General features: G+C 37.0%; 12 protein-coding genes and 1 tRNA gene. 7 read left to right on the top strand and 6 right to left on the bottom strand.

Going from position 1 to position 14,884, the window contains the following annotated elements; translation table 11 throughout:
* The first annotated feature begins 1,040 nt into the window (after positions 1 to 1,040).
* The 3 genes from argB (at position 1,041) to lepA (ending at position 6,144) form a co-directional block, all read left to right on the top strand.
* Positions 1,041 to 1,946: an acetylglutamate kinase gene (argB, locus tag ACFIK3_RS00430; protein ID WP_273790235.1), complete on the top strand. Its 906-nt coding sequence runs from the start codon at positions 1,041 to 1,043 to the stop codon at positions 1,944 to 1,946.
* A gap of 32 nt (positions 1,947 to 1,978) precedes the next feature.
* On the top strand, positions 1,979 to 2,893 hold the full coding sequence (locus ACFIK3_RS00425) for a DMT family transporter (protein WP_273790236.1): 915 nt from the start codon (positions 1,979 to 1,981) through the stop codon (positions 2,891 to 2,893).
* Between the two features lie 1,445 nt (positions 2,894 to 4,338).
* Positions 4,339 to 6,144, top strand: a complete 1,806-nt coding sequence (lepA, locus tag ACFIK3_RS00420; protein ID WP_375643000.1) for a translation elongation factor 4 — start codon at positions 4,339 to 4,341, stop codon at positions 6,142 to 6,144.
* Between the two features lie 519 nt (positions 6,145 to 6,663).
* On the opposite strand, the gene dapD is transcribed toward lepA, so the two are convergent.
* A complete protein-coding gene (dapD, locus tag ACFIK3_RS00415) occupies positions 6,664 to 7,512 on the bottom strand; it encodes a 2,3,4,5-tetrahydropyridine-2,6-dicarboxylate N-succinyltransferase (RefSeq protein WP_375676081.1) in 849 nt (282 codons plus the stop codon).
* Positions 7,513 to 7,618: 106 nt separating this feature from the next.
* Between dapD and ACFIK3_RS00410 the strand changes: the two genes are divergently transcribed.
* On the top strand, positions 7,619 to 8,482 hold the full coding sequence (locus tag ACFIK3_RS00410) for an LOG family protein (protein WP_375676079.1): 864 nt from the start codon (positions 7,619 to 7,621) through the stop codon (positions 8,480 to 8,482).
* A 32-nt stretch (positions 8,483 to 8,514) separates the two neighbouring features.
* Here ACFIK3_RS00410 and truA read toward each other — a convergent pair whose 3' ends face one another.
* Genes truA through def form a run of 3 tightly spaced genes read right to left on the bottom strand, consistent with a single transcriptional unit; the run spans position 8,515 to position 10,725 of the window.
* Complete coding sequence (gene truA, locus ACFIK3_RS00405; RefSeq protein ID WP_375676077.1) at positions 8,515 to 9,258, bottom strand: tRNA pseudouridine(38-40) synthase TruA; 744 nt, start codon at positions 9,256 to 9,258, stop codon at positions 8,515 to 8,517.
* A gap of 1 nt (position 9,259) precedes the next feature.
* Positions 9,260 to 10,189 (bottom strand): methionyl-tRNA formyltransferase, encoded by a 930-nt coding sequence (gene fmt, locus ACFIK3_RS00400; RefSeq protein ID WP_375676075.1) that lies wholly within the window; start codon positions 10,187 to 10,189, stop codon positions 9,260 to 9,262.
* Positions 10,189 to 10,725, bottom strand: a complete 537-nt coding sequence (gene def / locus ACFIK3_RS00395) for a peptide deformylase (RefSeq protein ID WP_273790310.1) — start codon at positions 10,723 to 10,725, stop codon at positions 10,189 to 10,191. The genes fmt and def overlap by 1 nt, the downstream gene beginning before the upstream one ends.
* Before the next feature lie 96 nt (positions 10,726 to 10,821).
* Here def and ACFIK3_RS00390 point away from each other — a divergent pair, with 96 nt between their 5' ends.
* The 3 genes from ACFIK3_RS00390 (at position 10,822) to ACFIK3_RS00380 (ending at position 12,815) form a co-directional block, all read left to right on the top strand.
* Positions 10,822 to 12,003 carry a DNA recombination protein RmuC gene (locus ACFIK3_RS00390; RefSeq protein WP_375676073.1) on the top strand — a complete coding sequence of 394 codons (1,182 nt, stop codon included), beginning with the start codon at positions 10,822 to 10,824 and terminating at the stop codon, positions 12,001 to 12,003.
* A 111-nt stretch (positions 12,004 to 12,114) separates the two neighbouring features.
* On the top strand, positions 12,115 to 12,702 hold the full coding sequence (locus ACFIK3_RS00385) for a hypothetical protein (protein WP_273790243.1): 588 nt from the start codon (positions 12,115 to 12,117) through the stop codon (positions 12,700 to 12,702).
* Positions 12,693 to 12,815, top strand: coding sequence for a hypothetical protein (locus tag ACFIK3_RS00380; protein ID WP_375659784.1), 123 nt, complete (start codon positions 12,693 to 12,695; stop codon positions 12,813 to 12,815). The genes ACFIK3_RS00385 and ACFIK3_RS00380 overlap by 10 nt, the downstream gene beginning before the upstream one ends.
* 1,478 nt (positions 12,816 to 14,293) lie before the next feature.
* Here the strand turns inward: ACFIK3_RS00380 and ACFIK3_RS00375 are convergent.
* Together ACFIK3_RS00375 and ACFIK3_RS00370 are read right to left on the bottom strand one after the other, a co-directional pair.
* Positions 14,294 to 14,369: transfer RNA gene (locus tag ACFIK3_RS00375), tRNA-Ala, on the bottom strand.
* A 117-nt stretch (positions 14,370 to 14,486) separates the two neighbouring features.
* Entirely contained in the window at positions 14,487 to 14,867 is a 381-nt protein-coding gene (locus ACFIK3_RS00370; protein WP_273790244.1) for a TIGR02300 family protein, read from the bottom strand.
* Between the last annotated feature and the right edge of the window lie 17 nt (positions 14,868 to 14,884).

Here is a 14,884-nt window from a genome sequence, read left to right as displayed (position 1 = left end):
AAGAAGACATAACAAAACACGTTTTGAGGTATTTGATGTATCTCTCTTGTAGGGAAACAGATTCGATGGAATTCACTTAATTGAATTTATTGGCATAATAAAAAGTTGGTGGGAAGATAGAGGAAGTTACCTTTAAAAAGAAAAAATAAATACAATAAAAAAATAGCACAATATGCTTAGAAAACAGCACGATATATTATTGAAATTGTTAGTGATATGGAAAGAGAAGTATACGAAATGAATCTTTTTTCATAAAATAACATAATTAAAATAATACATTAAAAGAATTAACAATTCTAAAAAACATTGAATAATTCAAGCATGTATCGCTATGCAGAAAGAAAAACTTAATGACCGATCATGAAAAATGAGAAGTTTTATAAAACCTTACGAAGAGAGTAATCTAAACAATTAAATGCTTTTACGAAGATGCTTTTGAAGAGCTATCACAATATATGGATAATGTTGCAAAGCCTTTTTTCGATTTTACGATATAAAAAGATAAATTATTATTATAAATTAACTTATTATGATTCTCCATAAGGAGCGTTCAGTTGACATTTCCTCATGTTTTATGATTGAGAAAAAGTCAAATTTTTAAAACCAAAGTTATAGTTTATTGGGATAAGCTATAAAGCAGTTGAGTGATTTCTTAATCTTGGGAATATGTTAATTTTATTATTATAAGAAACTTTATTTTTATCTTATAAAATCAATGGTTGTATATATTCCTATTCATTGTTAAGTATCCGTAGGGATAAACTAATGAGTTGAATGTGCAGCGTAGCTTCAAAATTTTGCTTTTCAATTTTATATATAAGATCATAAAATAATGACGTTTTTTACGCCTATTTTGTTTAATTTTTCGCTGTCAATTTTTAAAGGAAGTTTTTGTATTTCATTTCGCTATTCCTTTTTCGTAATTTAGAGGAAAATTGACGATTTTCAGGGGGGTGGATAGAGTAAAGTTTGGTTTTATTGTTTTCACTTTTCCTAAATTTCATTAAGAGATGGTAAAAAGTGATGAGGAGGCTCTATTGATGGATGATGCTAAAAACGGTGATGTAGATGTTTTGGAAAAACAAGCAGCATTTTTATCGTCTGCTTTACCCTATATGCAAAAATATGAAAATGAAACGGTCGTGGTAAAATATGGCGGCCATGCTATGGGTGATCCTGCTTTGGGGCGAGCATTTGCGCGTGATATTGCTCTATTAAAGCAATCGGGGATTAATCCTGTTGTTGTTCATGGTGGTGGGCCTCAAATTGCTGAAATTTTAATGAAAATGGGGATTGAATCGCGATTTGAAAACGGATTACGGGTAACCGATGAGCGGATCGTTGAAGTGGTTGAAATGGTTTTAGCGGGTTCCATAAATAAAGAAATTGTTGCTCTCATCAATGCTGAGGGAGAATGGGCAATAGGATTATGCGGCAAGGATGGCAATATGGTTTTTGCCGAAAAGGCTTATAAAACTGTCATTGATCCTGATTCGCATATTGAGCGTGTTTTAGATTTGGGGTTTGTTGGTGAGCCTGTTGAAGTTGACCGCACATTGCTAGATCTTTTAGCATGTTCTGAAATGATACCGGTTCTTGCTCCTGTGGCTCCAGGACGCGATGGTAAAACTTATAATATTAATGCTGATATTTTTGCTGGAGCTATTGCTGGTGCATTAGAGGCTAAACGCCTTTTATTTCTCACTGATGTTCCTGGTGTTTTGGATAACCAGGGTAAACTTTTAAAAGAATTGACAGTTTCTGAAGCTGAGAAATTTATTAAAAATGGGACAATTTCAGGAGGCATGATTCCAAAAGTAGAGACTTGTATAAAAGCCCTTCAAAATGGCGTGGAAGGTGTTGTCATTTTAAATGGTAAAACTCCTCATTCTGTTTTACTAGAGCTGTTTACCGAACAGGGAGTTGGAACGCTTATTGTTTCATAAATTGTGGGGAAAATTGGAAGAGAAAGTTTTTCATGGTGAATCTAAAACAGTTTAAATATCCTTTATTAAGTAAGCCAGAATTGGCAATATTTACTGCGACAATATTGTGGGGCGTTACATTTTTAGTCATTCACATTGCGGTACGCTATAGTGGTCCTCTGTTTTTTGTTGGATTTCGTTTTATTGTTGCATCTCTTATATGTGGGGTAATTTTTTGGCGCTCTATAAAAGGTATAACTGTTTATGAAGTTTTCGCTGGGATGGCGATAGGTTTAGCCATGTTTTTTGGTTATGCTTTTCAAGCAGCTGGACTTCAAACAATTATTAGTAGTCAGTCAGCTTTTATCACAGCGCTTTATGTACCGATGGTTCCAATTTTGCAATGGATTGTTTTTAAAAAACCTCCCCGTTTAGCTTGTTGGATTGGTATTATTTTCGCTTTTATTGGGCTTGTATTTATTTCAGGACAAAAGCCGGGAAATTTTGATTTTTCAAAAGGCGAAATTTTAACTTTGTTAGGCGCTTTAGCGATTGCTGGAGAAGTCATACTCATCGGAATTTTTGCGAACAAGGTTGATAGTCGGCGTGTAACCATTATTCAGTTATTTTTTAGTGGTTTTTTTTCATTTGCTTGTATGCCTTTGATGGGTGAAAGCATCCCTGAATTTTCGTGGGTGTGGTTTAATATTGGTATAGGATTGGCATTAATGAGTGCCATCATTCAATTAGCTATGAATTGGGCACAAAAGTCTATTTCCCCTACGCGTGCGACACTCATTTACGCAGGTGAACCGGTATGGGCTGGTATTGTTGGGCGTTTGGCTGGCGAACATTTATCTCCCTTAGCTTTATTGGGCGGTTTGCTTATTCTGATTGGGATAATTGTGGCTGAATTACAACCTTCACAATGGCGTAAAAAAAATAAAGCAATTAAAAAAATTGATTAGCTATACATTTTTTTATTATGATTTTATTGCATGAGATTTTTGCTTGTAGAGTTTTCATTTTTGAAGCTTTTTTAATATTAAGATGATTAAGAAGTTCTATAAGTTATTCCAGCTTTTGCATGCCAAATTGGAGAAATAGTATGCTTCTATCTGTTTGCCTAACTTCTGAAACGGGAAGACAACCTTTATTGAGCCAAAGCATGAGGTGATATAAAGGTAAAAATTAACGCTCATCTTTACGATCATGTTTAAATTTGGCTTTAACAACTTTCAAAAACATCTACGGTAATGTTTTTGAATAATGAGAATTACGCACTGTCGCACGTTATTTCTTTTGTCCTTTAATAGAGTTACGCTTCTCATGCAAAATAGAACGCCCAAAGTATCCCCATAACGTTGTACATTAAAGCGTTTTTTAAAAGATAATTTTCTCAATATACATCATATTCATTGACAGTCCGCATGAAGTATAGAAAAACCACAGAGCATCATCATTTTACTTAAAATAAAGGGCACTAGCATTTTCTTTATCAGTTCTCAATATTATGATAGCCTTTGGCATTTGAAAGAGAGAGGCATTTTTACTCATTTCTTAAACGTTTTTATCCATACACTAGCTCTGTTTTATAATGGGGAAGCAAAAAATTTATTGATTCATTATGAGAAGATTTAAAATGAGAGAGGCTCGCGATATTCAGAGTTTTAATTTAAATCGCAAAACAATAAACGATCATTATAAATCAATGTGTTATCCAATGAATCGAAGAGGATTGGTGTGCTTTATGCTTAATGGAGGAAGGAAGGAGTTATATAAAAACATGACTCAATAGAGCATATTTCTAAAGTTTTAAAAATTGAGAAGAAACTCCCTCGATATTCATATTATTTTATATAAGATTACTAAAAAAGAAGATTATTGCGTACAAATAAAAAAGCATTTCTTGCGAATTTTATTGCAAGCCTAAGTGATATACACGCCCATCATATAAATATGATAATACATTGATTTATAATTATAATATAGCACTATTCACATTGAATTAGACCCCTGAATACCGTAAAATTTTCTCACTTCAAATCATTTTCATGTTAAATCAATCCAAATCACTTGCTTACACATCACAAGTGGGTGGGGGGCATGTGGGTAAAGACTGTACAAGAAAGGCATATCTCTTATAAACTTTTTCAAGTGTAAAGGATCGTCGTAATATTGGAGGCTGGCAAAGTGTGTGATGGTGCCGGCTTACTACAGCATATGAGTTATCAAATAAGATGTGAAAGGATCATTTTAGCACCCTTGGATTTAATTTAGCAAACAAAAGCCTCATTTTTTAGGCTATAAAAAGTTGTGTTTTGAGAAGCTTTTTAGGTTTATATTATTTTGATAGAAGCCGGAACATAATTGGTCTTTGCGTTTTGTATTATTCTTTGCTAAATCGCCTTATATGACAATAGATCGTAATTATATTCGTAATTTTTCCATCGTGGCGCATATTGATCACGGCAAATCAACTTTAGCTGATCGTTTGATTCAAATAACAGGTGGGCTTGATACACGTGAGATGAAAGAACAAGTACTCGATTCCATGGATATTGAGCGTGAACGTGGAATTACTATTAAAGCACAAACGGTACGTTTACACTATAAGGCAAAGAATGGTGAAACCTATATTTTAAATCTTATGGATACACCTGGTCATGTGGATTTTGCTTATGAGGTTTCGCGTTCATTGGCAGCTTGTGAAGGTTCTCTGTTGGTGGTGGATGCAAGCCAAGGCGTAGAGGCGCAGACGTTAGCAAATGTTTATCAAGCCATTGATAATTCCCATGAGTTGGTTGTTGTTCTCAATAAAGTTGATCTTCCAGCAGCAGAACCTGAGCGTGTTAAAGAACAAATTGAAGATGTAATAGGCATTGATACATCTCAAGCAGTAGAAATATCAGCAAAAACAGGTTTGGGTGTTCCTGATGTTTTGGAGGCAATTGTTGCACAATTACCACCTCCACATATAGGCGATGTTGCAAATCCCTTGAAAGCAATGTTGGTTGATAGCTGGTATGATGCATATCTTGGTGTTATTGTTTTGGTACGGGTGATAGATGGTATTTTAAAAAAAGGCCAAACCATTCGTATGATGGGTACAGGAGCAAAATATCCAGTTGAGCGCGTTGGGGTTTTTACACCTAAAATGGTACAGGTTGATGAATTAGGACCGGGCGAGATTGGTTTTATCACTGCTTCTATCAAAGAGGTAGCAGATACACGGGTTGGGGATACGATTACTGAAGAGCGCCGTCCTTGTGAAAATGCTTTACCTGGTTTTAAGCCTGCGCAACCGGTTGTCTTTTGTGGACTTTTTCCAATTGATGCTGCCGATTTTGATGATTTGCGTGCAGCCATGGGCAAATTACGCTTAAATGATGCGAGTTTTTCTTTTGAAATGGAAACATCTGCGGCTTTGGGGTTTGGTTTTCGCTGTGGATTTTTGGGACTTCTGCATCTTGAAATTATTCAAGAGCGATTAGAGCGTGAGTTTAATTTGGATTTAATCGCGACAGCACCTTCGGTTGTTTATCGCATGAATATGAATGATGGTTCTGTTAAAGAGTTGCACAATCCAGCGGATATGCCTGATGTGGTTAAAATTTCTTCCATAGAAGAACCGTGGATTCGGGCGACAATCATGACTCCTGATAATTATCTTGGGTCAATTTTAGAACTATGCCAAGAGCGGCGCGGGGTACAGGTTGGTTTGTCCTATGTTGGAACCCGTGCTATGGTAACGTATGATTTACCACTGAATGAAGTTGTTTTTGATTTTTATGACCGGCTAAAATCAATCTCAAAGGGTTATGCTTCTTTTGATTATCAAATGACAGATTATGCAGAAGGTGATTTAGTTAAAATGTCTATTTTGGTGAATGGAGAGCCTATTGATGCATTATCGATGCTTGTTCACCGCACGATTGCAGAAAAGCGCGGGCGTTCCATGTGTGAAAAACTGAAAGATCTTATTCCCCAGCATATGTTTCAGATTCCAGTTCAAGCGGCTATTGGTGGTAAAGTTATAGCGCGCGAAACGATTCGTGCTTTGCGTAAAGATGTAACAGCGAAATGTTACGGGGGTGATGTTACGCGTAAGCGCAAACTTTTGGAAAAGCAAAAAGAAGGCAAAAAGCGGATGCGCCAATTTGGAAAAGTAGAAATTCCACAATCAGCATTTATTCAAGCGCTCAAAATGAACAAATAATGAAAAAAGGAGTATTTTCTCTCATTGATTGCGCTTTTGCTTTTGTCGATTGGTTCAGGTGTTTAAAGGACACTTTTAAATAGAATTGCGCCGTGCTTCATGTTTTTGTGTATTGCGTAATGGTGTCACTTTCTCACGTAAAACAGAATGCTTTAAACAAAATGCGTTTGTGTTGCATATTTGTGTACGTATTTTAAATAAATATCTCTCAATACACTCGACCTCATTTCACGATAGCGTGCGTAGAAAGTATAACGGTAAAGCTTCCGTGAATGACATAAAACTCATAACCATATTTATTGTCATAAAGACACATGGTGCTTGAGAAAACTCATTAAAGACATTTTTATTCTTTTCTTAAAGTGCTTCTTACCCATACACCAACAGTGTTTATGAGACGAGCAGGAAATGATAGTGATTGATTCACTATGAAAGGATTTGAAATGAGAGAATCCTTGTATTCGAGGTTATTATTCAAGTTAAAAAACGATGAAATATTATTATGCATTAATCTTGTGTCTAAGAACGTAAAAGATCATTAATGGATGTTTTTTCTCGCGTTTTTTGATCAACACGTTTTACAATAACAGCACAATAAAGGCTAGGTCCTGCTTCACCATTTGGTAAAGGTTTTCCAGGGAGAGAACCTGGTACAACCACTGAATAGGCTGGTACTTCACCAATAAAAATTTCACCTGTTGTACGATCAATAATCTTTGTTGATTTTCCAATAAAGACTCCCATTCCCAAAACAGCACCTTCACGGATAATACAGCCTTCAACAATTTCAGAGCGAGCACCGATAAAGCAATGATCTTCAATGATTGTTGGATTTGCTTGCAGTGGTTCCAAAACACCTCCAATACCAACACCGCCAGAAAGATGGACATGTTTACCAATTTGTGCACAAGAACCAACGGTGGTCCATGTATCAACCATTGTGCCCTCATCGATAAAAGCACCAAGATTGACAAAGGATGGCATCAATATAACATTGGGTGCAATGTAAGCAGAATGACGTACAATGGCTCCAGGAACGGAACGGAAATCAGCACTTTTAAAATCTTCCTCTTGCCAACCAGAGAATTTTGAAGGAACTTTATCCCACCAATGTGTCCCATTGATTCCACCAGTAATAATTTGCATAGGATTAAGCCGAAAAGAGAGTAAAACCGCTTTTTTCAACCATTGATGAACATGCCATTGTCCATTTTTGTGTCGTTCTGCAACACGGATTTCACCTTTATCAAGAAGGTTCAATGCATGTTCAACACTCTCACGTATTTCGCCTTTTGTGGTAGTATCGATAGAATCGCGATCGTCAAAAGCTTGTTCGATAATAATTTCAAGTTGTGTGATATGGGTCATGACGAGAGTTCCGTTAAACAAGTTGAAAGCTTCAAGATTTATTCTCTATGAACTACGCGAAGAAATGTGTTCAGTCAATAAAACGATGAGGAAGTAGGACAGGTGTATGAAAAAAAGCTGTAAAGAAAAAAGAAAAGCAGAGCAAGAAAACTGGACACCACTTCTCCATACGAAGGATGCTCTACAACAGATCCATAAAATCTCTAATTCAGCACAAATGCGTTCGTCTACTTATCGTTTAGCCTATATCGATCAAGATTTTATGATGCGTCCAGAGCTGCGCTCACAACGTATTAGTCTTGAATTTTTAAAGCCGGAAATAACCCTTAAAGAATATGATATTCAATCAACAGTTGTTTTGTTTGGTGGTGCGCGTATTCCTGAACCTGGGCAAGCAGCGTGGGCTGCAAAAAATGAAATACAAAAGAAAAATTTGCATGCTATGTCACATTATTACGATGAAGCAAGAGAGTTTGCGCGTTTGTGCTCACTTTATTCTGCTACGACAGAATATCGTGAATTTGTGGTTGTTACGGGGGGCGGACCAGGAATCATGGAGGCGGGAAATCGTGGTGCTTGTGATGTTGGTGCCCCAACGATTGGCTTGAATATTATTTTACCACATGAGCAAGAGCCTAATTCGTATGTGTCGCCGCATTTGTGTTTCAATTTTCATTATTTGGGGATGCGCAAAATGCATTTTTTAGTACGAGCGAAAGCCCTAGCCATTTTCCCTGGCGGATTTGGGACTCTGGATGAACTGTTTGAGACGTTAACTTTAGTACAGACAGGGCGTATGAAACAGGTACCAATTTTATTGTTTGGCAAAGAATTTTGGAGCAATACTATCAATTTTGAGTATCTGTCTGCACAAGGTACAATCTCTCCTACTGATGTTAATTTTGTGAAATTTGTTAATACAGCAGCAGAAGCTTTTGAAGAAATTCGTTCTTTTTATAAACTGCCTTAACGACTTTTGAGACGCTCACTCTTGAAGGATCATTAATACTCTACTTTGGTTAAATAAAGTCCTGAGGGGGGGGCAACAACACCACAACGTTTACGATCTTTAGCATGAAGAGCTGCTTCGAGATCTTGAGCTGACCAACGTCCAATACCCACTTCCATGAGGCTTCCTGCGAATGAACGGATTTGATGATGAAGAAAAGAACGAGCTTGTGCATAAAGAAAAATTTCTTCACCTTCTCTTTGAATATCGAGGCGTTCAAGGGTGCGAATAGGGCTTTTGGCTTGGCAATGTGCTGAACGGAAAGTTGTAAAATCATGTTGTCCTACAAGCTTTTGCGCAGCTTCATGCATGGCGTCAGCATTAAGAGGCTTTGGCAACCACCACACGCGTTTGGCATTTAAAGCTGGTGGAGAGCGACGATTGAGGATTTTGAAAAGATAATGGCGTTTGGTTGCGGAAAATCGTGCATCAAAGTCATCAGGGACATTTTCTACATTTAAGATTGAAATCGCCTCTCCCTGTTTACGTAAAAGAGCATTGAGCGCATCTCGTACAGTATGGGAGAGCCAGTTTTTTTCAAAATCAACATGCGCAACTTGTCCGGTAGCGTGTACGCCCGCATCCGTTCGTCCTGCTGTTGTTATGGTCAATTGTTGTCCACTAAAGCAAAAAATCGCTTGTTCAAGAGCTCCTTGTATCGTGTGAAGTTTTGCTTGACGCTGCCAACCAGCATAATTTGAACCATCATATTCAAGAGTGAGTTTAAAACGTGGCATCTTAAAAAACAGCAGAAATATGAGCACCTCGCAAAAAGGTTGCGCTATCAAGAATTTTACCGCCAGATCTTTGGAGAGAGGTTATTTCTATCCGTCCTTGCCCACAATGGATAATCAAAGAATCTGGTTCTATCCGTCCAATTTCAAGAGAAGGACCTGTTGTTAAGCGACTATCAAGAATTTTTACACGTTCTTCTCGTCCACCGATATTCATATTGCACCAGCAACTAGGAGAGGGAGAGAGCGCGCGAATATGCCTATGAATAAACTCTGCAGGTTTTGTCCAATCAATGCGGGTCTCTTCTTTTCTAATTTTGGCGGCATAGGTGATGCCTTCTTCTGATTGTGGGGTCAGTTTAAGTCGTCCTTTTTCAAGAGTGGATAAAGTCTCTACCATAAGTTCTGCGCCAATATGTGAAAGTCTGTTTGAAAGCTCAGCAGTGGTGGTGTTATCCGTAATGGGGATGGAGCGAGAAAGAGCGATAGGCCCCGTATCAAGTCCTTCATCCATTTTCATGATCATGATACCTGTTTCTTTATCACCAGCCATAATTGCTCGTTGAATAGGTGCAGAACCACGCCAACGTGGTAAGAGTGAAGCGTGGGCATTAAAACAACCAAAACGCGGCGTTTCGAGAATAGCTTTGGGTAAAAGGAGTCCATAAGCCACCACAATAGCAGCATCAACAGAAAGTGCTGCAAATTGCTCCTGTTGTTCGATTGTTTTAAGTGTTTGAGGTGTAAAGATGGGTATAGATTTCTCTTTTGCTACGGTGTGAACAGCGGAGGGGATTAATTTAAGCCCTCGACGTCCTGCTGGGCGAGGGGGTTGACTATAAACAGCAACAACATCATGACCTGCATCCAGTAAAGCATGTAAAATAGGAACAGAAAAATCTGGTGTTCCCATAAAACTTAATCGTAAAGCCATTACAAAACTGCTTCCTGCATGTTTTTTTCTTTTGCGCGTTTTTTAAATTTTCGTATCACCATATCGCGTTTGATCTTTGAAATGTAATCAATAAAAAGGCGCCCATCTAAATGATCAATTTCATGCTGCAAGCAAGTTGCTAAGAGATCGTCTGCTTCAATTTCTGTTTGTTTTCCTTCACGGTTCTGATAGCGAACACGAAGGCGTTTAGGACGTTCAACCTCTGCAAAATAATCAGGAATAGAAAGACAACCTTCTTTGTAAATATTACGCTCATCTGAAAGCCATAAAATTTCAGGGTTGATAATAACAAGTGGTTTTTTCTGCTCATCTTCAGAATTTCCAGAGACATCTATAACCAACATACGTAGCGGTATACCAATTTGAATAGCAGCAAGACCAACGCCCTTAGCATTATACATGGTTTCCAACATGTCATCTGCAAGTTTTTGGAGAGATGAATCGACCTGCTCAACAGGTTTGGACACTTCCCGTAAAATCGGATCAGGTAAAGTAATTAAAGATCTCATTGGCATAGGCATAAGTAGAGATTAATCAATGGTTTGTTATTGGTCAATATTGAATAACGGATTCTTGCGTTTTTTTACAATAAGAGCGTTATATTACGATTTATGTTTGATTCGTTTTTTTCCATACTCGCTGGTGATTTTTTTTCTAAACTAGTGCTTTTGCTTTTATTTATACTTGTCTGTTTTGCATTTTTTATGTTGATACATTCTCATCGAAAAAAAGCATTTTTGGAAAATGAAATTGCTGAACGCGCACGTGAGGCACAAATGCAGATGGCTACCTTGCTGAAAACACAAGCTGAAATGCAAGGGCGAATGCAAACGATGGCGGAAATTTTTGGTCAACGGCAGGCTGAATTGAATAAATCACTCAGTGAGCAACTCAATGGGATGACAACAAGCTTAGGCCAAACACTTCAGGTACAGACTAAATCCACTTATGAAAATTTGAATCGTTTGCAAGAGCGTTTAGCAGTGATTGATGCGGCACAAAATAATATTCAATCGCTTACGGGACAAGTTGTTCAGTTACAGTCTATTTTAAGCAATAAGCAGACACGTGGTACTTTCGGTCAGGGGCGGATGGAAGCAATTATTGCCGATGCCTTACCAACAAACGCTTATGCTTTTCAGGCCGTTCTTTCTAATGGAAAGCGCCCAGATTGTCTCATTCATATGCCCAATAAAGCCCCTTCTCTTGTTGTTGATGCTAAATTCCCTCTGGAGGCTTGGAATGCTATGCGTAAGGCAGAATCAGCGCAAGAGCGTCAAGAGGCAGAACGCCAATTTCGTACCAATATGGAAGTCCATATTCGTGATATTGCACAAAAATATTTGATTCCTGGAGAAACTCATGACACTGCTTTCCTTTTCGTGCCATCTGAATCGATTTTTGCAACAATTTATGAGGACTTTGAGGCATTGGTACAAAAATCCAATAGAGCTCATGTGATTATTGTTTCACCATCTTTGTTGATGCTCTCTGTCCAAGTGGTACAAACCATTATGAAAGATGCGCGGATGCGTGAACAAGCGCATTTAATTCAATCAGAAGTAGCAAAATTGATGGAAGATTTTGGACGAATGGATATGCGTGTTCGCGCATTACAGAAGCACTTTCACAAAGCAGGTGAAGATATAGAGGGAATTTTGATATCGTCCTCCAAAATTATGAAACGGGCAAATCGCATTGAAACTGTTGAATTAAAAGAAAATTACTCTGAACCAACAAAAATGACAACATTAGCTCAGTCGCAAACATTGCGTTTTGCTGATGAGGAATAAAGCAAAGCAAGCTTCTTAAATATCACAAGTTAGATCATGTTCTTTATTGATTGGTAATCATTTTTTAGTATCTCTATCTTGTTTTATTTCTTAAACGAGAGGAATAGGAATATGCGACACCTTTTGTTTTTAGGGGCACTGGTGTTTTTGCTAGAGGGATGTGCAACAACCACTCCCATCCACACAAATAATGCTTGTGCTATTTTGGCACAAAAAAATGGTTTTTTTGACAATTGGGGTAAAGTGTCTCAAAGAGCGGAAATGCGCTATGGAATTCCTATGCCTATCATTCTTGCAACCATTAAGATGGAATCGAGCTTTCGTCACAATGCACGTCCTCCACGCAAAAAACTACTTGGTTTTATCCCATGGAAGCGTCGGTCGACAGCTTATGGTTATGCTCAAGCGCTTGACAGTACATGGGCAATGTATCTTCGCTCGACAGGAAAGTCTTTTGCATGGCGTACGAATTTCGCAGATGCTGCTGATTTTGTTGCTTGGTATCATCGCCAAAGTGTTCAACGCAATGGGGTGAGATTTGATGATGCATATAGCCTTTATTTAAATTATCATATGGGACATGGTGCTTATGCGCGTAGTGGCGGGCATGCCACTACGGCACTCTCACAGGCAGCACAGCGCATGGCAAGGATATCGAGGCTCTATGAACAGCAATTAAAAAGATGTGGATGGCATTAGGGAAGATTTTTGAAAATCTCAATCAGGGAATTGATGTGGTAAAATCATTTGAGGGAAAAATTTTTTATGATACGACAAGGCTGTCTCGTTTTTCTGATCGTTCAATGAAATAAATTGTTATTTTTAGAATAAACTCAAGCGACAGAAAGCTTTTGCAATACACAATATATTTTAAGATACTCTCGACATTTTTACCTCCTTTGTTTAAAAAATTTACAATGGAAACTATTTTCTATTTAGCGCTGGTATTTCGCATTGGGCTAAGTACTAGAGGTTATTGAAGAAAAATTTTAAAATATAATATCATTTTTTATTTTCATTATGCGTATTACTGGCTGATTATTATATGAATATTTTCTTTGTTAAGCGTATAAAATAGCAATTAAAACAAATGCAATTCGGGCATCATAAAAAGGGTAAAATATTCAATATAAAAAAACGAGAAATGCATTAAACGAAAAAACGTTGTTTTGTATAAAGAGGGCGCTACAGTCCTCAAAAGAACTAAGTATATTTAGTATTGTATGAAATAAAACATACTCGTCCATCCAGTCCATTTTAATTGAAAGACGTTATCTTATTGTATTGTAAAAACACTATCGTTTATAGGATGATAAGGTATATGCAACTTTACACACAATGAATATTCAGGGTAGGGAGTATTCAGAGAAAGATTTGTAGCGCCTATGAAGTAACAAGTCAGTCTCCAATGTTGTGATAGCTTTTGCATTTGAGAATATTTATGAGAAGCATTTTTATTCTTTTTCTTAAATTGTTTAAGCATATTGATTTATAAAGATAATATATCGTTATTCATATTAAAGTAAGAATTTCGAATGACGTAGGGTTTTATCGTTTCAGATCTCTTGAGGTTGAATCAATAAAACCATTGGTTTGCACATAACAAGCGCAATTGGCATGTGGATAAAAACTGTGAAAGAAAAGACTAAAAATGTTTTTTATGAACATTCTAAAATGTAAGAATTATCGCCAACATTGGGAATTAGCACAATAATGATGGCGCTACTTTGCTCTCACACCTCAACCTTTCTTGTGATGCACAAGGAAAAAAACAATTGATTCAATATATTATTTAAGCGTTAATATACCTTAGTATTGAGCAGGTAGATGCTAATCAAAGTGAGTAATTTTTTTGGCAGGACATCTGATCAGATTAAAAATACTCAAAAAAAGCTCTAATTTTCAATAATTGAGAAGTATATTTTAATATTTTATTCTCTACTCTTTGTTTAAGCACTTCATACCTTTTAAAAAGATATCGGTAGCCAACATATTATGATATTTGTGGAAATATTGTGGTAAAGGAAATTCAAATTTTGTCCTTTAAGACAAGGCGTAGGTTAAACAGCTCATTTTCTATTTCTGTGCAAAGCATAAAAGAATTATCTACTTTCACGGTTACGACAGTAAAATTTTATAATCCAACAAATGATTAAAAATGTATTATAATATCATTAAATGCAAGGAACAGGCGCTATTGGAATTATGATTAAATAGCACATAAACCTTTTAAATTGATGTACACATCCTTTATTATAATTGATTCCCTTGATAGAACAGTTTGTCCTTTTGGTGGAGCTAAGCGGGATCGAACCGCTGACCTCTTGCATGCCATGCAAGCGCTCTCCCAGCTGAGCTATAGCCCCTATAAAAACAAATTTTTCCAAAAGGACAGTATACAATTCTAACTTTTCTAGAACGATCAAAGTTGAAGATCAAGAAGAATTTACATTCAATGGAAAAGATGTTCTTTTTTATTTCTCTTAAGCATCGTCATCATTAGAAACACCGCCTCCGAGAATATTAGTAACGTCATCATCTTCATCGTCACCATCATGAGATAAAAATGTATCATCATCATCACCAAGATCTACATCACTATCTTCTAAATCAGGAAGATCGTCATCTTTAGAATCCTCATCATCCTCTTCAAGAAGCATAAAAGCAGATTTTTCAAGTGCTGTATCAAGCTCTTCAGTATCAACTTCTTCCTCATTGTTTGCTTCAGCTGCTGCAACTTCAAAGTAAGAACGCGGATAAGAAATTCCTGTATAGGGCGACACAATAGGATCGCGATTTAGATCGTAAAATTTTTTTCCTGTTTCTGGATCAACACGTTTAGTTCCAAGTTCTTGTTTTGCCATAAACCGTGCCTCTTTGA

The sequence above is a fragment of the Bartonella sp. CB10SXKL genome (assembly GCF_042195515.1).
Lineage (GTDB): Bacteria > Pseudomonadota > Alphaproteobacteria > Rhizobiales > Rhizobiaceae > Bartonella.
Note: the sequence above shows the minus strand (reverse complement) of the source record. Positions and strands in the feature narration are given on the sequence as shown.

Excerpts from the sequence above, each read along its gene's own strand:
- ACFIK3_RS00410 (WP_375676079.1), top strand. The coding sequence starts at position 7,619 with ATGAAAAAAAGCTGTAAAGAAAAAAGAAAAGCAGAGCAAGAAAACTGG.
- ACFIK3_RS00370 (WP_273790244.1), bottom strand. The coding sequence starts at position 14,867 with ATGGCAAAACAAGAACTTGGAACTAAACGTGTTGATCCAGAAACAGGA.
- ACFIK3_RS00390 (WP_375676073.1), top strand. The coding sequence starts at position 10,822 with ATGTTTGATTCGTTTTTTTCCATACTCGCTGGTGATTTTTTTTCTAAA.
- truA (WP_375676077.1), bottom strand. The coding sequence starts at position 9,258 with ATGCCACGTTTTAAACTCACTCTTGAATATGATGGTTCAAATTATGCT.
- dapD (WP_375676081.1), bottom strand. The coding sequence starts at position 7,512 with ATGACCCATATCACACAACTTGAAATTATTATCGAACAAGCTTTTGAC.
- lepA (WP_375643000.1), top strand. The coding sequence starts at position 4,339 with ATGACAATAGATCGTAATTATATTCGTAATTTTTCCATCGTGGCGCAT.
- argB (WP_273790235.1), top strand. The coding sequence starts at position 1,041 with ATGGATGATGCTAAAAACGGTGATGTAGATGTTTTGGAAAAACAAGCA.
- ACFIK3_RS00425 (WP_273790236.1), top strand. The coding sequence starts at position 1,979 with ATGGTGAATCTAAAACAGTTTAAATATCCTTTATTAAGTAAGCCAGAA.
- fmt (WP_375676075.1), bottom strand. The coding sequence starts at position 10,189 with ATGGCTTTACGATTAAGTTTTATGGGAACACCAGATTTTTCTGTTCCT.
- ACFIK3_RS00380 (WP_375659784.1), top strand. The coding sequence starts at position 12,693 with ATGGCATTAGGGAAGATTTTTGAAAATCTCAATCAGGGAATTGATGTG.
- def (WP_273790310.1), bottom strand. The coding sequence starts at position 10,725 with ATGCCAATGAGATCTTTAATTACTTTACCTGATCCGATTTTACGGGAA.
- ACFIK3_RS00385 (WP_273790243.1), top strand. The coding sequence starts at position 12,115 with ATGCGACACCTTTTGTTTTTAGGGGCACTGGTGTTTTTGCTAGAGGGA.